Consider the following 21,769-nt stretch of genomic DNA (forward strand, 5'->3'; position numbering starts at 1 on the left):
CTTCTTTCGCCGAAGTAACCCTGCAAATCGACCTTCAGAACCCGCAGGCCCGGAACCCAGACTAGCGCGCCCCCGGGGCCGTGGCCACCGCGAACAGCACCCCGAACACGAGCCCCGCCAGGACGTGGGCCGGGTGGTGGCTCAAGGGGTCCAGGTAACCGGCCACCCGCCTGCGCAGGGGACCGGCTGCCGGTTCGGTCGTCACGATCGCGTGCACGATCTCGCGCTGCCTCGTTGCGGCCAGGCGCAGCTTGACCGTGTCGTGCACCGCGACCACCGCCAGGACCAGCGCGAACGATGCCTCGCTGGAGGCCCAGCCGCGCTGGATCGTGACCAGCGTCAGCAGGCAGGCCAGCACGGCCGCCGGCAGGCTCGGGGCGCCGTACCCCTGGAACAGCGCCGACGGCTCGGCCCGTCGCGCCACCGCCGAATACAGCACGAACTTCGCGGACTGTCCCGCGACGGCGCACGCGCCTACCAGCGCCCACAGCGGCCACTCGCCCACTCAGGCCTCCCCGGGCACGGCCGCTGGTGTCAACGGTCGCGCCGCCACATCAGGGCGCCCAGTTCCAGCAGCCGATCGCGCGCCGGCCCCGCCGGCAGCGCGCGCCGCAGTTCGTCGAGGCCCTGCCCGCCCAGCCTTTCGGTGCGCCTCCGGGCCGCCTCCAGCCCCTCCACGCGCACCCAGGTGGCCTTGCCCGCAGCGGCGTCCTTCCCGGCCGTCTTGCCCAGCTCGGCGGCCGTGCCTTCGACGTCGAGCAGGTCGTCGGCACCCTGGAAGGCCAGGCCCAGCTTGAGGCCGGCGCCGTCGACCAGGCCGACGGTGCGCGGCGTGGCACCGCCGAGTTCCGCACCTGCCGCCAGCGCCGCCGCCAGGAGCCGCGCCGTCTTTCCCAGATGGATACGGCCGACCATCGCCGCGGTCACAGGTTGACCTTCGGCTTCGAGGTCGGACTGCTGCCCGCCCACCATGCCGGCCGGCCCCACCGCCGCCGCCACGCGCGCCACCAGCGCCCCGCCGCGCGGCCCGCCGGCTTCCGCGAGCAGGCCGAAGCCGCGGGCCTGCAGGCCGTCGCCGGCCAGGATCGCCGTGGCTTCGCCGAACACCACATGGCAGGTCGGCCGGCCCCGCCGCAACACGTCGTCATCCATGGCCGGCAGGTCGTCATGGATCAGCGAATAGGTGTGGATCATCTCGAGCCCAGCCGCCGCCTGCATGGCGTCGGCCCGGGCGACCACAGGCCGCCGCCGCGACGCCGCCGCGTCGTACGCCCACAGCAGCAGGACGGGCCGCAACCGCTTGCCGCCGCCCAGCAGGCTGTGGGCCATCGCGCGGCGCAGCAGGACCGGCACACCGCCTTCGGCCCGCAGTGCCGCCGACAGGCAGCGTTCCACGTCGCGGCGCTCGCGCGCCAGCGCGTGCCTGAGCCCGGGCGCCGGCGGCGACTCAGCGACCGGCATCGCAGCCCTCCGTCAGGGCGTAGGCTTCCCAGGTGTTCTCCAGCAGCATGGCGATGGTCATGGGCCCGATGCCGCCCGGCACGGGCGTCAGCGCCCCGGCCAGGCCGCGCGCGGCCGACTCGTCCACGTCGCCCACCAGCCGCTCGCCCGACGGCCGCGATGGATCGGCAATGCGGTTGATGCCCACGTCGATGACCACGGCGCCGGGCGCGATGTGCGCGGCGCCCAAGGCCCGCGGCACGCCCATGGCTGCCACGATCACCTCGCACGACGAAGTGACCGCCGCCAGGTCGCGCGTCGCCGAGTGGCACATGGTCACCGTGGCATCGCCGAAGGCACCCTTGAGCGACAGCAGCAGGCTGACCGGTCTCCCCACGATGACACTGCGCCCGACCACCGCCACCCGCTTGCCGGCCGTGGGCAGGTCGTAGTGCTCGAGCAGCCGCAGGATCCCCTTGGGAGTGCACGGCACGAAACGGGGCCGCCCCGCCACGAGCCGGCCGAGATTTGCCGGGTGGAAGCCGTCCACGTCCTTGCGCGGGTCCACGGACAGCAGCACGGCCTCCTGGTCGATGCCCCGGGGCAACGGCAGCTGCACGAGGATGCCGTCGATCGCCGCGTCGGCGTTCAGGCGGGCGATCAGGGCCAGCACATCGTCCTGGGGTGTCGACGCCGGCAACCTGTGCGTGACGTGGTGGAAACCGACCTCGTCACAGCCCTTCTCCTTGTGGCTGACATACACGGCCGAGGCCGGGTCGTCACCCACCAGCACGACGGCCAGTCCAGGGCGCCGCCGCGCGGCCGCCACCTTGACCTTCAGGGCCGCGAACACGGCGTCCCGCACCGGGGCGCCCTTGAGCATCAGAGTCTCCACCCTGCCTCCCTGCCTGGCGCCGGACGTGCCGCCACCGCTCTGCGCAACGGGCCCTAGCGGGCCACGGCCGTTGCGCGCGTTTCCCGAATGACCATGATCCGGATCTGCCCCGGATACTCCAGCTCCGCCTCGATGCGGCGGCTCACTTCCTCGGCCAGCAGCGCCGCCTCGGCATCCGAGACCTTCGTATGGTTGACCAGCACGCGCACTTCGCGCCCGGCCTGGATCGCATACGACTTCTCGACGCCGTCGAAACTCTCGGCGATCTGCTCGAGGTGCTCGAGCCTCTCGACATACGAATCGACGCTCTCGCGCCGGGCGCCGGGCCGCGAGGCGGACACCGCGTCCGCGGCCGCGGTGATGTAGGTGTACGGCGATGCCGCCTCGACATCCTGGTGATGGGCGCCCACGGCATTGACCACCGTCGCGTCCTCGCCGAACTTCTTGCACAGGCGCGCGCCGATCACCGCGTGCGGCCCCTCGAACTCGTGGTCGGCGGCCTTCCCGACGTCGTGCAGGAACCCGCAGCGGCGCGCCAGCTTCGGATCCAGTCCCAGTTCGCTGGCGATCACGCCGGCCACCGCGGCCACTTCCGCCGAGTGCTTCAACAGGTTCTGGCCGTAGCTGGTGCGGTAGTGCAGGCGCCCGACATAGGGGAACAGCTCAGGGTTTACGGCCTTCAGCCCCTGTTCCAGGCAGGCCTGCTCGCCCATCTCGCGAATGCGTTCGCGCAGTTCCTCGCCGGTCTTCTGCACCACTTCCTCGATGCGGGCCGGGTGGATGCGACCGTCGCGCACGAGCAGTTCGAGCGACTGCCGCGCGATCTCGCGCCGCACCGGGTCGAATCCGGACACGATGACGGCGCCGGGCGTGTCGTCGATGATGACATCGATGCCGGTGGCCTGCTCGAAGGCGCGGATGTTGCGCCCGTCGCGGCCGATGATGCGGCCCTTCATGTCGTCGCTCGGCAGGTCGACGACCGAAACCGTGGTCTCGGCCACGTGCTCGGCCGCGTAGCGCTGCACGGCCAGGCTCAGGATCTTCACGGCCTCGCGACGCGCCGAACGCTCGGTCTCTTCCCGAACCTGCTGTACGGTTCGCGCCGCGGCGTGCCGCGCCTCGGACACCATGCTCTCGGTCAGGGTCTGGCGGGCGCCCTCGGCCGTCATGCCGGCCACTTCCTCCAGCTTTCGGGTGCGGGCTTCGACCAGCGCGGCGGCAGCGGTGCGATCGCGATCGACCTCCACACCGCGGCGGCGCAGGTCGTCCTCGAACTGAGCCAGGCGCGCTTCCTTCTGGTCCACCAGCGCAGCCTTCTTGTCGAGGCTGTCCTCGCGACGGTCCAGCGTCTCCTGACGCGACCGCGATTCGCGGCGGACCTTCTCGGTCTCGGCCTCGAACTTCTCCCGGACCTGGAACGCTTCCTCGCGCGCCGCCAGTTCGCCGGCCTTGACGACGGCGGCCGCCTCCTGACGGGCATCGGCAAGCAGCTTCTCGCGCGCCGCCAGCGACTGCCCGTGCAAGCGGTCACCGCGACGGCGGGTCACCTGCCAACCCAGCGCATAGAAGACTGCGGCCGCAAGCGCCGCCGGTACATACACCGGAATCTGAGCCATGGCCTCTCCTGTTCCCTATCACATGGGAAACGAGGATCGACAATCGGGTAGGCCGGTAGTTACCCCGCCCGGTCGTGTGAGCCGGAGCAACTGAACCGTGTTGCTCCAGGTGGGTCCCCTGTCCCGATCTTCGCTCATCCCCGAAGGGCTGTGGCTTGTACCGGGAACTCCGGGGTCCCTCTGTCGAAATGTTGGCTCACTTGTACGACCCATCACGCGCCGGGCAGGGAATCACCACCGGTTTCTGAGGGACGGTCTCCCGCCATCTCCCGCACCAGGAGACGGGTGAGTTGTTCGGATCTATCTTCGAGCGTGACCTGGTCCTCGAGCCGCCGCTTCTGTTCCCGCAGCAGTTCGTCGGCGATGTTCACGGCGGCCAGGATCGCCACCCGCGCGGTCGACGCCACGGGTGTGCCGCGCGCGACCTCGTTCATGCGCAGGTCGACGAATGCCGCCACCTCCCGCACATAATCGGCATCGGCGGCACCCCTGAGGGTGTACTCCTTGCCGAAAATGCTGACCGTCACGCTCTCAGGTTCCTGCATGGACCGCTTTCCGCAGCACGCCGGTGCTCCCGGTCATCCAGGGTCCATCCCCGCCGGCGCGCGCCGGCCGGGGTCGTCCTCCACCCGCAGCCCTATCCGAGGGCTGCGAGCTTCTGCAGGAGGCCACCGACCCTGTCCTCGACTTCTTTCCTCTTCTCCTCGTAACCTTCGACATCACCGGAGGTGGCCTTTGCCCCCGCCAGTTCCTCGCTCAGCCGCGCACGGCTGTCTTCCAGGTCCGCGACCTGGGCCGCCAGCTCGTCACAGCGGGCGGTCAATCGACCGTTCTCGGCGCGCAGCTCCTTGATCAGGCCAACTGCCTCGAGAACCTTGCTTTCCAAGAGATGCAGGTTGTCATCCATGGTCGCCCGCTCACTTCCTTGTGGTGCCGGTCCGGCCGCCTCGGCAGCCGGTTCAACCCCGCGGTTCGATGGCCAGGCGGTCCCTCAGGACACCTAAGATCCGGCCGATCGCCGCGTCAACCGCTTCGCCCTTCAGGCTACCCTTGGCCGAGCGGAACTTCAAGCGAATTCCAAAGGCCGCAAGACCTTCCGGAATGCCCTTCCCACGATAAATATCAAAGAGTTCCGACGATTCGAGCAGCGGCCCGCCCGCCTCGGTGACGACCGCCTGGACCTGCCCGAAGGCAACGCCCGCGGGCACCAGGAGTGACAGGTCGCGCTTGACGGCCGGGAACCGGGTGAAGGGCTCGAACCGGGCCGGTGCCGGCCTCAGGTCCAGGCAATCCAGGCGCACCTCGGCCACGGCCACCGGCGCGTCCACGTCGAACGCCTCCAGCACGGCGGACGACACGCGACCGGCCGAACCGACCACCTTCCCGTCGCCGTCCAGGACGCGCCACGAGGCTCCGGCGTCCAGCCAGACTTCATCGCAGCCCGGCTCCAGGCTCAGCGGCACGCGCAGGTGGGCGGCCAGCGCCTCGACGGAGCCCCGCAATTCCAGCAGGTCGGCGGGCACGCCGCCCAGGCCGGTCTCGCGCCACCCGGCCACCACCAGCTGCACGAACTCGGGCTCGGCAGGCAGCAGCGCCTCATCGGCGTGCCGGACTTCGCGGTCGAGCGGCAGGCCCGGCCGGAACACCCGGTTCACCTGGAAGAACCGCAGGGGCGGCGTCGCACCCGCGTTCAGGTTGCGGCGGGCCACGTCCAACGCCGACGGCGCCAGGAGCGTGCGCAGCTGGGTGTCGCCGCCGTGCCGCGGATTGATCACCGACAGCGTCTTGCGGCGCGCATCGTCGGCCGGCAGCCCCAGCCGGTCATGATCGGTGACTTCCATGAAGCTCGACGTGACGATCTCCGCGTAGCCGCAATCGCTGAGCCAGCCCCGCAGGCGCTCGCGGGCCACGTCCTGCGGCCGCCGCACGGCGCCGCCGGGCACCCGGTAGCCGCCGCGCCCGGCCAGCTGGTCCAGCCCGTGGATGCGGGCGATCTCCTCGATCAGATCCACCTCCAGCGCCAGGTCGCGCCGGTGGCTGGGCACGTGCACCATCATGTTGACGGCGCCGGCACTGATCGACTCGGCATTGCCCATCGGCTGCACCTTCAGCCCGAGGCGCTGCAGGATCTGAGCGACCTGGTCGGTGGTCACCGACGTGCCGAGCACGCGATTGACCTGCCAGACACGAAGGGGCAGCGCATCGGCCGCGCGATGGTCGGGGTCGTGGCGATCGGCCCAGTCGGGGATGATCCGCGCGCCGGCATACTCCTGCAACAGGTGCAGGGCGCGCAGGGCAGCCCGCTCGACCATGTCCCAGTCGGCGCCACGCTCGAAGCGGTACGAGCTCTCGCTGATGAGGCCCAGCCGCCGGCTGGCCCGGCGCACGCGCTGCGGATTGAAGAAGGCGCTCTCGAGCAGGATCTCGGTCGTCTGCGCCGTGACCTCGCTGTTGCCCAGTCCCATGACCCCGGCCAGCGCCACCGGCCCCTTCTCGTCGCAGATCAGCAGCGTCCCGGCCTCGATCTCGCGTTCCTGGCCGTCGAGCGTCGTCACGGTCATCTTCTCGGGCGCGCGTCGCACGATGATGGCGCTGCCCGCCAGCTGCCCGCGATCGAAGGCATGCAGCGGCTGCCCCATCTCGAACATCACGTAGTTGGTGATGTCGACGACGTTGTTGATCGGCCTCGCGCCGATCGCGCGCAGGCGGTCCTGCATCCAGCGCGGCGACGGGCCGATCTTCACGTTCTGCACGCCCCACGCCGTGTAGCGCCCGCACTCGGAGTAGTCCTCGACGCGCACCTTCACGCCCAGGTTCTCGCCGCCGTCGACGGCGTTCCACAGCGGAGGCAGCGACATCTTCGTGCCGTAGATGGCCGCGACTTCACGCGCCACGCCGACATGGCTGAGCCAGTCCGGCCGGTTGGGCGTGACCTCGACCTCGAGCACCGTGTCCTGGAATCCGTACAGGTCGTCGGCCGGCGTGCCGTTCGGCTCGGTCGTGTCCAGTTCGATGATCCCGGACCCGTCCAACCCCAGCCCGAGCTCGGTCGCCGAACAGATCATGCCGCAGCTCTCGACGCCGCGGATCTTCGACTTCTTGATCTGGAAATCGCCCGGCAGCTGCGCGCCCACGCGCGCGAAGAGGACCGCCAGGCCCGCGCGCACGTTCGGCGCTCCGCAGACGACCTGCACCGGTTCTCCCGTACCGTCGTCAACCTGGCACAGGCTGAGCCGGTCGGCGTCGGGATGCTTCTCGCGTTCGAGCACACGGGCCACGACCACGCCCGGGAACGTGCGGCTGATCGTCTCGATGCCCTCGACATTGAGACCCGCCGCCGTCAGGCGCGCTGCGAGCTGCGCCGGCTCGTCGTCCCAGGTGACGAAATCGCGGAGCCAATCGAGGCTGATCTTCACTGCACACCTCGGAACTGGTTCAGGAAGCGCAGGTCGTTCTCGTACAGCAGGCGGATGTCGCTGATGCCGTACTTGAGCATCGCGATACGGTCGATGCCCATGCCGAAGGCGAAGCCGGTGTAGCGGTCGTCAGGATAGCCTGCCGCGCGGAACACGTTCGGGTGCACCATGCCGGCGCCCATGATCTCCAGCCAGCCGCTCTGCTTGCAGACGCCGCAGCCCTTCCCGCCGCACATGATGCACTGCATGTCCACTTCCACCGAAGGCTCGGTGAACGGGAAGTAGTGCGGGCGGAATCGCGTGGCCGCCGAGCCGCCGAAGAAGTTCATGACGAAGGTATCGACGGTGTCCTTGAGGTCGGACATGCTCACGGCGCGGTCGACAACCAGGCCTTCGATCTGGAAGAACTCGGAACTGTGCGAGGCGTCCGCATTCTCGTTGCGGTAGACGCGACCGGGGAACACACACGCCAGAGGCGGCTCGTTGCGTTCCATCATGCGCACCTGCACCGGCGAGGTCTGCGTGCGCAGGAGCACCTTGTCGCTGATGTAGAACGTGTCCTGGATGTCGCGGGCCGGGTGGTCGTCCGGGAAGTTCAGCGCGGTGAAGTTGTAGTAGTCGAGCTCCACCTCCGGACCGTCGTCGCGGCTGAAGCCCATGCCATGGAAGATGTCGCAGATGCTCTCGAGCACGGTCAGCAACGGGTGCCGCGAACCGGTCGGCGCCGGTGCGCGCCCGGGCAGCGTCAGGTCGTAACCCGACGAGACAACCGGCCGGCTGCTCCCGATCGACGCCTGGCGAACCTCGAGGGCCGCCGTCAACTCGTCCTTGGCCGCGTTGAGCGCCGCGCCGGCATCACGCCGGGCTTCGGCGTCCAGGTCCTTCAGGCCGCGCAGCAGCCCGGTCAGGCTGCCCTTGCGTCCCAGCACGCCGACGCGCACCGCCTCCAGCGCCGCATCGTCTGCCGCAGCATGGATCGCGGCGAGCGCCTCGGTGCGCAGGCGTTCGATCGTCTCCTGCATGGGAGGTCCCCTTCGCCGGGCGAGGCCGGCAGTTGCGGCGCGTCAGCGGGTGCCCGGAGACATGTGGTCCGGGCACCCCGACGGCGGTCAGAGAGCGCTCTTGGCAGCCTCGGCCAGCTTGGCGAACGCCCCGGCGTCGTGGACGGCCAGGTCGGCGAGCACCTTGCGGTCGATGTCGATCTGGGCCTTCTTCAGCCCGTTGATGAAGTGGCTGTAGCTCAGCCCGTTGATGCGCGCGGCCGCGTTGATGCGCGTGATCCACAGCTTGCGGAAGTCGCGCTTCTTCGTGCGCCGGTCGCGGTAGGCGTAGACCAGAGCGCGGTCCACGGCCTCGCGGGCGGTGATTGCCTGCCGGCGGCGCCCGCTGACAAAGCCCTTCGCCCGCTTGAGATACTTCTTCCGCCGCTGTTTCGCGGCAGGATTATTTGTTGCCCTTGGCATCGTTCGGCCTCCCGTCAGGTCCCCGCCCGGCCGTTCCGGCCGCAGGCGGAGGTTCGTTTATGCCTTGCCCAGCATCCGGCGGGCGCGCGCTTCGTCGCTCGGGGCCACCATGGTTCCCTTGCGCAGGTTGCGCAGGCGCTTGGGGCTCTTCGCGGTGAAGAGGTGACCCTGGAACGCCTTGCTCCGCTTGACCCGTCCGTTGCCGGTCAGCCGCAAACGCTTTGCCGCCGAACGGTTGGTCTTCATCTTGTTGCCCTTGGCCATGTCTCGACTCTCTCTTTCCGGTGTGCAATCCGGCTCTTCGATCCGCACCGTCGCCGTCAGGAAGGCGTGACCGTCCGCTTGGGCGACATCACGAACGTGATCAGCCGCCCCTCGCGCTGCGGCTCGGACTCGGGGCTCCCGTATTCCGAAACTTCAATGACCAGCTGCCGGAGAAAATCCAGCGCCAGGTCCACGTGGGAGATCTCGCGTCCCCGGAACCGCATGACGACCTTCACCTTGTTGCCGGCCTGCAGGAAGGTCACGATGTGCTTCTTCTTGAAGTCGTAATCGTGGTCGTCCGTCTTGGGCCGGAACTGGATCGTCTTGACCTTGACCGTGTGCGACGCCTGCTTCGCCTTCTTCGCCTTCTTCGCCTGCTCATACTTGAACTTGCCATAGTCCATGATCTTGCAGACGGGCGGGCGGGCGGCCGGCGCCACTTCCACCAGGTCCAGACCCCGCTCCTCGGCGATGGTCAGTGCTTCGGTGGTGTCGAGGATACCGAGCTGCTCCCCATCCTCACCGACGACCATCACACGCGGGATCCTGATCATCCGGTTGACCCGGGTCACCTTGACTTGCTTGATAAGCCTGACCTCCTGGCTTCCACCTGCCCTGCGGTGAACCTCGCGGCGAGAATAGCACCGCGAATCACACACAAAAAAAGGCGGACACAATGGTCCGCCACCGGCCCCCCTGGAAAGGGGATCCGGATTCGGCAACCGCTCCGCTCCCGGCCGGCCGGCGCCCCTTGGGGCGCATTCTGGTCGCAAGGACCAGCGGTCAGCTCACAGGACGGCAACGGTGAGAGGGCGGACCTCTGCTTGGCGTGCCTCCGCAAAGTACCGGCTGGGGTCAACCGGTACCGCGGCGGCTTTGCAATCGTGAAAACTACTGCCGTTTGCGGACCAAGTCAAGGAGATCGTCCGCCACCGCGGCCACCGGACGCGAGCCCAGGTCGCCCTGGTGCCGCACCCGGACCGAAACCTGTCCGGTCTCCGCCTCACGCCCGCCCACGATCAGCATCCAGGGCACGCGCATGACCTCGGCCTCGCGGATCTTGAACCCGATCTTCTCTTCCCGGACATCCGATTCGACACGCAAGCCTTTTTCCCGCAACGCGTTGGCCACTTCCTCGGCGTAGGCGTGCTGGTCGCGGCTGACCGACAGCACGCGGGCCTGCTCGGGCGCCAGCCACACCGGGAAGTCGCCCGCGAAATGCTCGGTCAGGATGCCGATGAACCGCTCCAGCGACCCCATGATCGCGCGGTGCACCATGTAGACGTACTGCTCCTGGCCGTCGTGGTCGGTGTACCGGACGTCGAACCGCCGGGGCAGGTTGAAGTCGAACTGGATCGTGCTGGCCTGCCAGCGGCGGCCGATGGCGTCGATCAGCTTGACGTCGATCTTCGGACCGTAGAAGACGGCCTCGCCCTCCTCGCGGGTGTAGGCCAGTCCGTGCTTCTCGAGCGCATTGACCAGCGACCGCTCCGCGGCATCCCATTCCTCGTCCGTGCCGGCGTACTTGTCCTTGTTCAGCGGGTCGCGCACCGACAGCTCGACCTTGAAATCGTCGAAGCCGAACGTGCCGAGGATCTCCTTGACCAGGTCCAGGCAGTCGCTGACCTCGCTCTCGAGCTGCTCGGGCGTGCAGAAGATGTGGCCGTCGTCCTGCGTGAAGCCGCGCACGCGCATGAGCCCGTGCAGCGCGCCCTTCAGCTCGGCGCGGTAGACGGTTCCCAGCTCCGCCAGGCGCACCGGCAGGTTGCGGTAGCCGCGGGTCTTCCGCTTGTACATCAGGATGTGTCCGGGGCAGTTCATCGGCTTGACTACGTAGGGCCGATCGTCCTGCTCGAACACGTACATGTTCTCCTTGTAGAACTGCATGTGCCCGGAGGTCTCCCACAGGCCGGCCTGCGAGATGTGCGGCGTCGTCACGGTCTGGTACCCGCGCCGACGATGCACGGCCTTCCAGTAGTCGATGATCTGTTCCCGCAGCAGGTCGCCGCGCGGGAACCAGAACGACAACCCGGGGCCGGCCTCCTCCATGATGCCGAAGAGGTCGAGCTCGCGGCCCAGCTTGCGATGGTCGCGCTTCTTAGCCTCTTCCAGCATCACCAGGTGCTCGTCCAGCTCCTTCTTCTTGAAGAAGCTGGTGCCGTAGATGCGCTGCAGCATCGGCCGCTTGCTGTCGCCGCGCCAGTAGGCGCCGGCCACGTTCAGCAGCTTGAACGCCTTCAGTTCGGTGGTGTCCGGCACGTGCGGGCCTTCGCAAAGGTCGGTGAAGCCGCCCATGCGGTAGATCGAGAGCTGCTTCTCGCCCAGCTCGGCGATCTGTTCCAGTTTGTAGGGCTGGTCGCTGAACAGCGCGCTCGCCTCTTCGGCGCTGACCTCGGCGCGTTCGATGGCCACCTTGCCGGCAGCCAGTTCGCGCATGCGTTCCTCGATGCGCGCGAGGTCCTCTTCCGAGAACGCCTCGTCGCGGTCGAAGTCGTAGTAGAACCCGTTCTCGATGTCCGGCCCGAACGCGAACTTCACGCCGGGAAACAGGTCCTGGACCGCCCACGCGAGCAGGTGGGCCGTCGAGTGGCGCAGCGTCTCGACGCCGCCCTTGCCCGAACGCGTGATCACCGTCAGCGCGCCACCGGTGGTCGCGGGCTCCGCCAGGGAGTGGTTGACGCCGTCCACGGAAACGGCCAGCGCGTTGCGCAGCAGGCCTTCGCCGATCTGGCGAACAGCGTCGGCGTAGGGGCGGCCGGCCTCGAGGGTCAGGCACTGGCCGTCGGGCAGCTTCAGGGTCAGTTCGGACATGTCGGGTTACCGTCCTGCCGGGCCGTGGCGGCCGTGGCTGCTGGGTCTTCGGTTCCGCAAAACCGGCTCTTCTGCAACAAGAGCCCGCCGCCGCGTTGGCGGCACCGGGCTCCTGATGGCGAAACGGTTGGTGGGCGATACTGGACTCGAACCAGTGACCTCTTGTCTGTCAAACAAGCGCTCTAACCAAAACTGAGCTAATCGCCCAACAGCGCGCGAATTTAAGTCGCCGGACCCCGGGCTGTCAATGAAAAACCCCGGGAACCGTGCACTGCATCCTCACCCACGCACCCCGGCGTCAGCTGAGATAGTCCACCAGACGGCTGCCGCGGCCGTACTGCCGCATCTTCGAGAGGGCCTGGTTCCGGATCTGGCGCACGCGCTCGCGCGAAAGATTGATGTCCTGGCCGATCGTCTCGAGCGACGCGGTTTCCTCGCTGCCCAGCCCGTAGTACCGCGAAACGATGTCCTTCTCGCGCGGGGTCAGGAGGCTCATGGCCTCGCCCAGCTCCTTGACGAGCTCATCGTCCACGTAGTCCTGTTCGGCCGAACTCACGTCGGGATCGCTGAGCGTGTCCGCCAGCGTCACTTCGTCCTCGTACAGCGGCTGGTCGATGCTCACCAGGGGGCGGCTCGCCGCCTGGATCTGCTGCATCTTCCGCAGGTCCAGCCCCATGCCGTCAGCCAGTTCCTGCTGGTACACGGGGCGCAGGTTCTTCTGTTCCAGCTTCTGCGAGAGCCGCTTGATCTTCTGCGCCTGCTGCGAGCGGTTGATCGGCAGCCGCACGGTGTTGGTCTGCTCGGCGATCGCCTTCTGGATGGCCTGGCGGATCCACCACACCGCATAGGAGATGAACCGGAACTCGCGCCGCTCGTCGAAACGCTTGGCCGCAGTGATCAGGCCGATGTTGCCCTCGGCGATCAGGTCCATGTAGCTGAGGCCCTGGTTGAGGAATTTCTTGGCCACGCTGACCACGAAACGCAGGTTGCTGTTGACCAGCTTGTCGAGGGCCGCGCGGTCGCCATCGCGGATCCGGCGCGCGAGTTCGAACTCCTCTTCCCGCGTCAGCAAGGCATGCTTGCCGATGGTCTGCAGGTAGTGCTGCAGGGTCGGGCTCTCGCGGCGGTCGCTGCTCAGTTCGACTTCGTACACGCTAAGTCCTCCTTGCCTGCCCCAGGCCCCGCCCGGGCGCCCGCGCCCGGGAACTCCGGTCGATGAAACTCCGGTCGATCCCAACATCTTCCGGCCGGCGCGTGGTTGCCGTCCCGTCATTACTTGACGGCTCAGTTCCACTTTTCACCGCCGAGACAGATCCCTTATACGCGCCCGCCACCCCGAAAGTTCCCGCCGCCGTGCGGTTGTCGCGTACCCGATCCGACCCCGTATCTTGCAGCGCAGCAATGAACTCGGCGCAATTTTAGCCGATGCGCCCACGAGGGTCAAATCAATTGTGATCTTTTTTGTCAAGGTTGACGGACCGGGACCCTCCGAAGGCATGAATCCCGGTCCCGAACACGCCCGCTCAGTCGTCGACGACTTCGTAATCGGCGTCCACGGCGTCACCGGACTTGCCCCGGCCCGGACCGCCCGCGGCGGCGTCGGCGCCGGCCGCGCCGGCCGCCCCGGCCCCGCCGGCATTGGCCTGGTCGGCCGTCCCCGACTGGCCGGCCTTCTCGTAGGCCTTGGCCGCGACTTCCTGGACCGCCGTCAGGAGGGCATCCCCTGCCGCCCGGATCATGGCCACGTCTTCCCCGCGCAGGACTTCCTCGCAGGCCTTGATCTTGGTCTCGACGTTGTCCCTGTCCGCCTGGTCGACGTTGTCGCCCAGGTCCTTCAGGGTCTTCCGCGACTGGTGCACCCTGGCCTCGTTCTCGTTGCGGACGTCGATCAGCTCACGCTTGTTCTTGTCCTCGTCGGCATGCGCCGCCGCGTCGCGCACCATGCGCTCGATCTCCGTGTCCGTCAGTCCGCTCGAAGCCTGGATCTTGATCGATTGCGCCTTCCCGGTCGCCTTGTCCGTGGCGCTGACCGAGAGAATACCGTTCGCATCAATGTCGAAAGTGACCTCGACCTGGGGCACGCCGCGCGGCGCTGAGGGAATCCCCGTCAGCTGGAACCGGCCGATCGTCTTGTTGTCGACGGCCATCTCGCGCTCGCCCTGGAGCACGTGGATTTCCACGGTCGGCTGGTTGTCTGCAGCCGTCGAGAAGACTTGACTCTTTCTTGTCGGAATCGTCGTGTTGCGCTCGATCAGCGGCGTGCGCACGCCGCCCAGCGTCTCGATGCCGAGCGTCAGCGGCGTGACGTCGAGCAGCACGATGTCACCCACGTCGTCACCGGCCAGGATCCCGCCCTGGATGGCCGCGCCCATCGCCACGACCTCGTCCGGATTCACCGTGCGGTTGGGCTCTTTCTGGAAGATGGACTGCACCTTCGCCTGCACCGCCGGGATGCGCGTCGAGCCACCCACCAGCAGCACTTCGTCGATGTCGGCCGGTGTCAGCCCGGCGTCCTTCAGCGCGTTGATGCAGGGCCCCACGGTGCGCTCGACGAGGTCCTCCACCAGCGACTCGAACTTCGCGCGCGTGAGCGTCATCGTCAGGTGCTTGGGCCCGTTCTGGTCGGCCGTGATGAACGGCAGGTTGATCTCGGCCTGCGTGGACGAACTCAGTTCGCGCTTCGCCTGTTCGGCTGCCGCTTTCAGGCGCTGCAGCGACATCGGGTCGCGGCTCAGGTCGATGCCCTCGTTCTTCAGGAACGTGTCCACCAGGTGGTCGATGACCTTCTGGTCGAAGTCGTCGCCGCCGAGGTGCGTGTCGCCGTTGGTCGCCTTCACCTCGAAGACGCCGTCGCCGATCTCGAGGATCGAGATGTCGAACGTGCCGCCGCCAAGGTCGAACACGGCCACCGTCTCGTCCTTCTTGCGCTCGAGTCCGTAGGCGAACGCCGCAGCGGTCGGCTCGTTGATGATGCGCTTGACCTCGAGCCCGGCGATCTTGCCGGCGTCCTTCGTGGCCTGGCGCTGGGCGTCGTTGAAGTACGCCGGCACCGTGATGACCGCCTCGGTCACCGTCTCGCCGAGGTAGTCCTCCGCGGTCTCCTTCAGGGCGCGCAGCACCTGCGCCGAGATCTCGGGGGGCGAGAATTCGCCGTGCTTGGTCTGCACGCGCGCCTCGCCGTTGGGGCCCTTCACGACCTTGTACGGGACCTCGGACATCTCCTTGCCGACCTCGCCGAACTGGCGCCCCATGAACCGCTTGATCGAGTACACGGTCTCGGTCGGGTTCGAGACGGCCTGGCGCTTGGCCAGCAGCCCCACCAGCCGCTCGCCCGCCTTGTTCCAGGCCACCACCGAAGGCGTCGTCCGGTTGCCTTCCTTGTTCTGGATGACCTGCGGTTCGCCGCCCTCCATCACCGAAACCACGCTGTTCGTCGTGCCGAGGTCGATGCCGATGATCTTGCCCATGGTCGCTGCGCTCCGTTTCCATTGCTGGGGAATGCCTTCAACGTACAAGGTCCCCTATTACAAGCGGCGTGCCCCGGTGCCCGATGGCGCCGGCAATCGGTCAACTTGTTGTCCTGCTTCTGATTAAACTGCGGCCAGGTGGGCTTGGCAGAGGTGGCGTCAGCTGCCACCGCAGCCATCATGCCATTGTGACGCGCGACAGCTGCCATTATGACAGATTCAGCGCGCCGTTTCCCTGACGCCTTGTCGGTATGCCGCCAGCACGGCCAGGTTCATCAGGCGCACATAGAGCCCGAAGGCGGGCGGCCGGGGCCCGCGCCCGAGGGGCCAGCGGGCCAGCAGGGGCGTCAGCGGGGCCGCCAGGCCGGCGTCCAGCGCCGCCCTCAGCAGGCGGCTGACAGCGCCGGCGCTCGGTTGTCCCGGCCCGTCGATGACATGGTGCAGCGACATCTCGCGCAGGCGCCCGGGGTGACGCTCCGCCAGCAGGCGCAGCGAGCCGCGCCCGCATTCCCGGCGCTTGGCCAGCAGCTGGCTGAAGGTGTGGTGATGGACATGCACCGGCACCGGCGACGGCAGGCACTGGAAACGCACGCCGGCCCGGTCCTCGAGCCGGAACGCGACCTCCATGTCCTCGAAGCCGTACGACAGGAACGCCTCGTCGAAACCGCCCACGGCGGCGAACGCCGCGCGCGGCACGGCCGCGTTCTGCGTGACGAAGTAGCGGCCGGGCGCCGGGCCCGGTCCCAGCCGCGCCACGCCGCGCGTGTCGAGGTAGCGCAGGTGCGGCGCGTCGACCAGTTCGGGCGCGGTCACGGCGTAACCGATGGTGCCGTCGGTCGGGTGCCGCCCGAGCAGTTCGAGGTGCGCGGCCAGCAGCCCGGGCGGCGCCACGATGTCGTCGTCCAGGAACACCAGCCAGCGCCCGCGGGCCGCCTCGGCGCCCAGATTGCGCGCCCGTGCGCGGCCCACATTGGCCGGCGGCGTCACCACCCGCAGCCGTGAGCCGGGCCCTGCACCGGCCTGCTCGAGCCAGGCGCCGGTGTCATCCGTGGAACCGTCGTTCACGACGACGATCTCCCACTCCGTACCGATCGGCAGCACCTGGGCATCCAGCGCCGCCAGGGTGCGCTTCAGCAGCGCGCACTTGCTGTGCGTGGGAATGACCACCGAGATCATCACGGCGCACCGCCGCCTTCGCGCAGCGCCGCCAGACTGGCCTCGGCCGGCCACGGCGTGCCCTCGAGCAGGTGTGCGAAGATGCGATCGACGATGCGCATGTTCCCGGCAAACCCGGCGTGACGATGGGCCACGACAAGCGCCGCGGCGCCCAGCTCCGTCCGCAGGTCTGCGGATGCCGCCAGCTTCAGCATGGCGCCCGCCAGCGCCTCGACATCGCGTGGCGGGACGACCAGCCCCGAGACGCCGTCCTGCACCCACTCGCAGGCCGAAGCCAGGCCCGAGACGATCACGGCCCTGCCGGTGGACATCGCCTCGAGCAGGCTCACGGCCGTCGCATCCACCGACGGCACGGAGATGAAGGCATCGCACGCCTGCAGAGCTGTCGCGAACTCGTCGTGCGGCAGGCGCCCGGCGACGACAGCGCGTCCCGACAGGCCGGCGCCCTCGACCATGGCGGCGAACGGCGCCGGGTCGCCCTCGTAGCCGCTGAAAAGGAAGCGCGCCCGCGGCTCGGCTGCCGCCACCCGCGAAGCGGCGGCAATGACGATGTCGATGTTGTAGTACGGCTGGGTGTAGCTGCGCGGCGAGAAAAAGACCAGGTCGTCGGGTGCGAACCCGCGCGCGCGTCGCCACTCGTCGGCATCGGCGGGCCGGAAGACCTCGAAATCGACGCCCCACAGCACACGGAAGCTGCGGTCCGGATCAGCGCCGAGCGTTGCGCTCACCGCGAGGATATCGGCCGAGTCGCCCGTCAACGCATCGCAGCCGCGCAGCGCCGCGCGCGCCAGGCGGTTCTTCAGCGCGCTCTCGAACGGCGTCACGTAGACGTCGTCGCCCCACACGGTCAGCACGTTCGGGTGGAAGCCCGAGTAGTGCCCCCAGTAGCCGTAGCCGGTCAGGAAATGCGTGTTGAGAAGGTCGGGACGCAGCCGGCGCAGGCAGGCGCGCACCTCGAGCAGCGACATCGCGTAGCGGACCGGCTTCAAATGTCCGAACGGAAGGGGCCCGCCCCCGCGCCGGATGTCGTGCACCGTCACGCCGGGCACCTCGCCCGGTTGCACGGTCAGCAGGTGGCAGTCGTGCCCCTGCGCGGCGAACCAGCGGATCCACCGTTCGGTGTGGATGTGGCGACCGATGGAAAGGAACGCCAGGCGCACGCGGATACTCCCTGGGGCTCAGGTCCCGCGCGCGGCCGGCGCGCAGCGGGAATCGGCGGTGGTGCCGGGAGCCGGACTCGAACCGGCACGGAGCTGGCTCCGAGGGATTTTAAGTCCCTTGCGTCTACCCGTTTCGCCATCCCGGCCCGGGATGTCGCCTTGCCGCCGCCCATCATCGGAATCCGGGCCTGCGCTGTCAATCAGCACAAAAAAAACGGCGCCAGGCCGTGGCTGCATGATGCGATGTCGTCAGGTGGAGGCGGCACCCGGACTCGAACCGGGGATAACGGTTTTGCAGACCGTCGCCTTAGCCACTTGGCTATGCCGCCTCCGTAGCGGGGAAGTATGTTCGCTCGATGCGATCGTGTCAACCGGACCGGACCGGGCCGGAAACGAAAAACGGGGAGGACCGGATCGAGCCAAAAAAAACGGGGAGGATCCGGTGGATCCTCCCCGTCCGATCTGGAGCGGGCAACGAGACTCGAACTCGCGACATCTACCTTGGCAAGGTAGTGCTCTACCAACTGAGCTATGCCCGCTCGAAAGGTCCAGAACAAATAATAACGGCCACTCTCTTTGTCAAATCGATTTTGACGATCCCGCCAGCAACTGCCTGTACAGGGCCGCCGTATCGGCCGCGACCCTGTCCCAGTCGTAGTTCTCGCGCGCATGGGCCTGCGCCGCAAGGCCCAGCCGCTGTCGCCGCGGTTCGTCGCGCAGCAGCGCGACCAGTTCCCGCCGCAGGTCGCCGGCATCGCCGCTGCGGAACGACGCCGCGGCGTCGCCTCCCGCCTCGAGGTTCGGCGGGATGTCGCTGACCAGGCAGCACCGCCCGTAGCTCATCGCCTCGAGGAGCGAGATCGACAGGCCCTCCAGGGTCGACGGCAGCACCATCACCGAGGCCGCGGAATAGAGCTCCTCGAGCCGCGGACCGTTCACGAAGCCCGGGAACAGGACGTCGTCAGGCGCCTCGCGCCGCAGGCGGTCGGCGTAGCCGTGTGTGAACCCGGCGTCGCCGGCCACGACCAGCCGGTACGCGGCCCGCTGGTCGGCCGGCAGCCCCTGCCAGGCCTCGAGCAGCAGGTGGCAGCCCTTCTCCGGCACCAGGCGCGCCACGAACAGGACGAACGGACGGTCCACTCCCAGGGCGCCCAGGTGTTCGGGCGCGCGCACCGTCGGGGCCCCGATCCCGTTGGGGATGTAGTCCACGCTGCGGTGGTGCGACTGCCGGTAATGTTCCGCCAGGGCCTTCGAGACGACGATGGTGCGGTCGGGCAGGGCGGCACTGGCCCACTCCCCCGCGCGCAGCACGCCCCTGGCGACCGGTCCCCATTTCTCGCGTTGCCAGTCCAGGCCGTGCACGGTGACCACGGTGCGACGGCGCCCCAGCCAGCGCGGCACCCCCGAGAGCAGGCCCGGCCCCAGCGCATGGTAGTGGACGATGGCGGCCTCGCGCCGCAGCACGTCGAAGGACGCGGCGACGGTGTGGCTGATCGCATCGAGGTGCTTGGTCGGAATGGACGGCAGCCGCCGGACGGAGACGCCGGGCAGGCCGCTCTCGCCGTCCAGGGCGCTGTAATGGGGCCGGCTGTAGATCTCGACGGAGAAGCCGTGGCCGGGCAGGCGCGCCGCCAGCTCGGCCACGTGCTTCTCGATGCCGCCGTGAACCGGCGGGTAACCCTTCTGCCCGATCATGGCCACGCGAATGAGTTGTCCCGGCACCCGGTCCTCCCCGCCCGCGCCCGGATCAGGCGTCGTCATGCAGGTCAGGCATCGTACTTCAAGTCGATGCGCCGGCCGTTCTCCTTCATCGAGAGGCAGGCGCCTTCCAGCACCTGCACCACGCGCAGTCCGTGGTCCCCCGAGCTGAGCGGCGAGGCGGTGCCGCGAATCTCGTCGAGGAACTGCGCGGTCTCGGCCTTCAGCGGCTCCACGGTGTCCAGGCGCGGGATGAACACGTCGCCCGAGCGGTACAGGAGCTGGAACTCGCCGAAGTTCTCGTAGTGCGGCTGCACGTCGACGCCCTTGTCGTAGACGCGGATCTTCTCCGACGGCGACACGTCATCGTACACCAGCATCTTGCGGCTGCCGACGAAAGTGCACAAGCGGATCTTGTTCGGGTCCAGCCAGCTGACGTGGATGTGCACGAGGCGTCCGCCCGGATACTCCAGCGTCACGAAGGCCACGTCCTCGATGCCCAGTTCCTTCTGCACGTAGCAGTGGCCCACCGCGCTCACGGAGACCGGGTCCGCACCGAACAGGTAGTTCAGCATCGCGACGTCGTGGGGCGCCAGGTCCCAGACCACGTTCGCGTCCTTCTGGAAGATGCCCAGGTTCACGCGCGAGATGTTCACGTAGTAGATCTCGCCCAGTTCCCCCGCTTCCATCAGCGTCTTGATCTTACGAACGGCGGGCGTGTAGACGAAGGTGTGGCCGACCATCACCTGCAGGCCGCGCTTGGCCGCCAGCGCGTTCAGGGCGCGGCAGTCGGCGCTCGTCGTCGCCATGGGTTTTTCCAGGAACAGGTGCTTGCCCGCCTCGAGGACCTCGCGGCCGAGGGGGTAGTGCGTGGTCATCGGCGTGGCCACGACCACGGCCTGCACTTCGGGATCCTCGAGGATCTGCCGGTAGTTCGTGGTCTTGATCGTCGAGGGATACAGCAGGCCGACATGGTTGAGGCGCTTCTCGTCCAGATCCGAGATGTACGCCAGCTGGGCGCCCTTCTGAGCCGCGAAATTCCGGATCAGGTTCGGTCCCCAGTAACCGCAACCGATGACACCCATCTTGATCATGCCCGCCCGCCTTCCTCGCGCGGTCGCGGACGTCGGCCCCCGCGGGGCGAACGCGCGCTGACCGGCAGTTTGTGGAACAGAATCCCTCTGCAGGATGTACCGCGAGCCGCAGGCGGTCAAGCGTCAGCCGACGCGCGACCGCCGCGGCGGGTCAATACCCGCCGGTGCCCCGAAAAACGACCGGAACGGTCTTGGCGATGATGGCCAGGTCTCTCCGGAACGACCACTCGTTGATGTAGCGGATGTCCAGGCGGACCATCTCGTCGAAGCTGACGGAACTGCGCCCCGAGATCTGCCACAGGCCGGTCAGGCCCGGCACGGCCTTCAGCCGCTCCATGTGCCACGGCTGGTAGTTCTCGATCTCGTAGGCGATGGGCGGGCGCGGGCCCACCAGGGACATGTCGCCCCGGATGATATTGAGCAGCTGGGGCAGTTCGTCCAGGCTGGTGCGGCGCAGGAAGGCACCGATCGGCGTGATGCGCGGGTCGCGCTTCAGCTTGAACACCTTCTCGCCCGAATTGGACGCCGCGCAGCCGCCTTCGTCGCCATTGATGAACATGGCGGCAAACTGCCGGTGGATGGTGTCGTCGCTGTTGTGGACCATCGAGCGGAACTTGTAGAACTTGAACGGCCGGCCGTCGCGACCCAGCCGTTCCTGAACGAACAGCACAGGTCCTGGACTGCTCCGCTTGATCAGCAGGCAGATCAGCAGGAACAGGGGCGAAATGGCCGCCAACGCCAAACCGGCTACGACGACATCCACGAGCCGCTTCAGGCGACCCTGGTTGCCGTAGTAACGCGTGGTGTCGGCTGGAATGAAGAGCCGGGGTGCACTGACCGCATAAGAGCCGCCAACGACCGCCACCGCTGCCGCGTCATCCTTCATGGTGCACTATCTCCCTTTGCCGAAGCAAAGACGTTGTAAGTTGCCCTGAAAGGCTGAGAACGCGTTAGCGATGTTCCATGCGGTCCTTCCGCTGGGGTCCCGTGGGTCCGGTCAGGTCGGCCGTACGTTCGGCGGTCCTGCCTTCTTTGAGATCCTGATGATAGCACCTTTGCTGCGATTTCGTCTAGTGCTCAAATGTATTTTTTTCATGTAGTCCGGCGGGCACCCCCCGGACCGTCCCATCCGGAAAGTCCCCGTGGCGGTAAAGCTATTCAATATCAACAACCTGGGTCCGGGGAACATTTCTTTTGCCTAAGATGGTGCGGCCCTCTATCGTAAACCGCTCCCGACCACGAGGGCCGGGCAACTCGAGAGGAGCTAGA

18 protein-coding genes, 4 tRNA genes, 1 other RNA gene and 1 pseudogene are annotated in these 21,769 nt (G+C 68.0%); all 24 read right to left on the reverse strand.

The features are described from left to right. Positions 1-61 precede the first annotated feature (61 nt). Positions 62-505, reverse strand: a complete 444-nt coding sequence (locus tag IPG61_01295) for a divergent PAP2 family protein (protein MBK6732733.1) — start codon at positions 503-505, stop codon at positions 62-64. A gap of 29 nt (positions 506-534) precedes the next feature. After that, positions 535-1,461, reverse strand: coding sequence for a polyprenyl synthetase family protein (locus tag IPG61_01300; protein MBK6732734.1), 927 nt, complete (start codon positions 1,459-1,461; stop codon positions 535-537). After that, the gene (locus tag IPG61_01305; GenBank protein ID MBK6732735.1) at positions 1,448-2,323 is read right to left on the reverse strand and encodes a bifunctional 5,10-methylenetetrahydrofolate dehydrogenase/5,10-methenyltetrahydrofolate cyclohydrolase; all 876 of its coding nucleotides are present in this window, start codon (positions 2,321-2,323) and stop codon (positions 1,448-1,450) included. Before IPG61_01305 ends, IPG61_01300 begins: the two co-directional genes overlap by 14 nt. Positions 2,324-2,388: 65 nt before the next feature. Next, entirely contained in the window at positions 2,389-3,951 is a 1,563-nt protein-coding gene (gene rny, locus IPG61_01310; GenBank protein MBK6732736.1) for a ribonuclease Y, read from the reverse strand. Positions 3,952-4,008: 57 nt separating this feature from the next. Then, positions 4,009-4,184: non-coding RNA, 6S RNA (gene ssrS / locus IPG61_01315), on the reverse strand. Positions 4,185-4,232: 48 nt separating this feature from the next. Continuing rightward, positions 4,233-4,496, reverse strand: a pseudogene (locus tag IPG61_01320) (cell division protein ZapA). 92 nt (positions 4,497-4,588) lie between these two features. After that, entirely contained in the window at positions 4,589-4,858 is a 270-nt protein-coding gene (zapB, locus tag IPG61_01325; GenBank protein ID MBK6732737.1) for a cell division protein ZapB, read from the reverse strand. A gap of 52 nt (positions 4,859-4,910) precedes the next feature. Continuing rightward, positions 4,911-7,367, reverse strand: a complete 2,457-nt coding sequence (locus tag IPG61_01330) for a phenylalanine--tRNA ligase subunit beta (GenBank protein ID MBK6732738.1) — start codon at positions 7,365-7,367, stop codon at positions 4,911-4,913. After that, on the reverse strand, positions 7,364-8,389 hold the full coding sequence (pheS, locus tag IPG61_01335) for a phenylalanine--tRNA ligase subunit alpha (GenBank protein ID MBK6732739.1): 1,026 nt from the start codon (positions 8,387-8,389) through the stop codon (positions 7,364-7,366). The genes IPG61_01330 and pheS overlap by 4 nt, the downstream gene beginning before the upstream one ends. An 87-nt stretch (positions 8,390-8,476) precedes the next feature. Then, positions 8,477-8,830 carry a 50S ribosomal protein L20 gene (gene rplT, locus IPG61_01340; protein ID MBK6732740.1) on the reverse strand — a complete coding sequence of 118 codons (354 nt, stop codon included), beginning with the start codon at positions 8,828-8,830 and terminating at the stop codon, positions 8,477-8,479. A gap of 57 nt (positions 8,831-8,887) precedes the next feature. Continuing rightward, complete coding sequence (rpmI, locus tag IPG61_01345; protein MBK6732741.1) at positions 8,888-9,094, reverse strand: 50S ribosomal protein L35; 207 nt, start codon at positions 9,092-9,094, stop codon at positions 8,888-8,890. 56 nt (positions 9,095-9,150) lie between these two features. Continuing rightward, positions 9,151-9,648 carry a translation initiation factor IF-3 gene (locus IPG61_01350; protein ID MBK6732742.1) on the reverse strand — a complete coding sequence of 166 codons (498 nt, stop codon included), beginning with the start codon at positions 9,646-9,648 and terminating at the stop codon, positions 9,151-9,153. A 337-nt stretch (positions 9,649-9,985) separates the two neighbouring features. Continuing rightward, positions 9,986-11,905 carry a threonine--tRNA ligase gene (thrS, locus tag IPG61_01355; GenBank protein ID MBK6732743.1) on the reverse strand — a complete coding sequence of 640 codons (1,920 nt, stop codon included), beginning with the start codon at positions 11,903-11,905 and terminating at the stop codon, positions 9,986-9,988. Positions 11,906-12,033: 128 nt separating this feature from the next. Continuing rightward, positions 12,034-12,112: transfer RNA gene (locus IPG61_01360), tRNA-Val, on the reverse strand. Positions 12,113-12,203: 91 nt separating this feature from the next. Next, positions 12,204-13,145, reverse strand: coding sequence for an RNA polymerase sigma factor RpoD/SigA (locus IPG61_01365; protein MBK6732744.1), 942 nt, complete (start codon positions 13,143-13,145; stop codon positions 12,204-12,206). A 283-nt stretch (positions 13,146-13,428) separates the two neighbouring features. Further along, positions 13,429-15,372, reverse strand: coding sequence for a molecular chaperone DnaK (gene dnaK, locus IPG61_01370; protein MBK6732745.1), 1,944 nt, complete (start codon positions 15,370-15,372; stop codon positions 13,429-13,431). Between the two features lie 219 nt (positions 15,373-15,591). Continuing rightward, positions 15,592-16,551, reverse strand: coding sequence for a glycosyltransferase (locus IPG61_01375; GenBank protein MBK6732746.1), 960 nt, complete (start codon positions 16,549-16,551; stop codon positions 15,592-15,594). Then, positions 16,548-17,708: a glycosyltransferase gene (locus tag IPG61_01380; GenBank protein MBK6732747.1), complete on the reverse strand. Its 1,161-nt coding sequence runs from the start codon at positions 17,706-17,708 to the stop codon at positions 16,548-16,550. Before IPG61_01380 ends, IPG61_01375 begins: the two co-directional genes overlap by 4 nt. Positions 17,709-17,767: 59 nt before the next feature. After that, positions 17,768-17,854, reverse strand: a tRNA-Leu gene (locus IPG61_01385). Between the two features lie 108 nt (positions 17,855-17,962). Further along, positions 17,963-18,037: transfer RNA gene (locus IPG61_01390), tRNA-Cys, on the reverse strand. Positions 18,038-18,171: 134 nt separating this feature from the next. After that, a tRNA-Gly gene (locus IPG61_01395) sits at positions 18,172-18,247 on the reverse strand. 40 nt (positions 18,248-18,287) lie between these two features. Continuing rightward, the gene (locus IPG61_01400) at positions 18,288-19,430 is read right to left on the reverse strand and encodes a glycosyltransferase family 4 protein (GenBank protein ID MBK6732748.1); all 1,143 of its coding nucleotides are present in this window, start codon (positions 19,428-19,430) and stop codon (positions 18,288-18,290) included. Positions 19,431-19,474: 44 nt separating this feature from the next. Further along, positions 19,475-20,500: a Gfo/Idh/MocA family oxidoreductase gene (locus tag IPG61_01405; protein ID MBK6732749.1), complete on the reverse strand. Its 1,026-nt coding sequence runs from the start codon at positions 20,498-20,500 to the stop codon at positions 19,475-19,477. A gap of 151 nt (positions 20,501-20,651) precedes the next feature. Further along, the gene (locus tag IPG61_01410) at positions 20,652-21,386 is read right to left on the reverse strand and encodes a sugar transferase (GenBank protein MBK6732750.1); all 735 of its coding nucleotides are present in this window, start codon (positions 21,384-21,386) and stop codon (positions 20,652-20,654) included. Between the last annotated feature and the right edge of the window lie 383 nt (positions 21,387-21,769).

The organism is bacterium (assembly GCA_016703265.1).
GTDB lineage: Bacteria > Krumholzibacteriota > Krumholzibacteriia > LZORAL124-64-63 > LZORAL124-64-63 > CAINDZ01.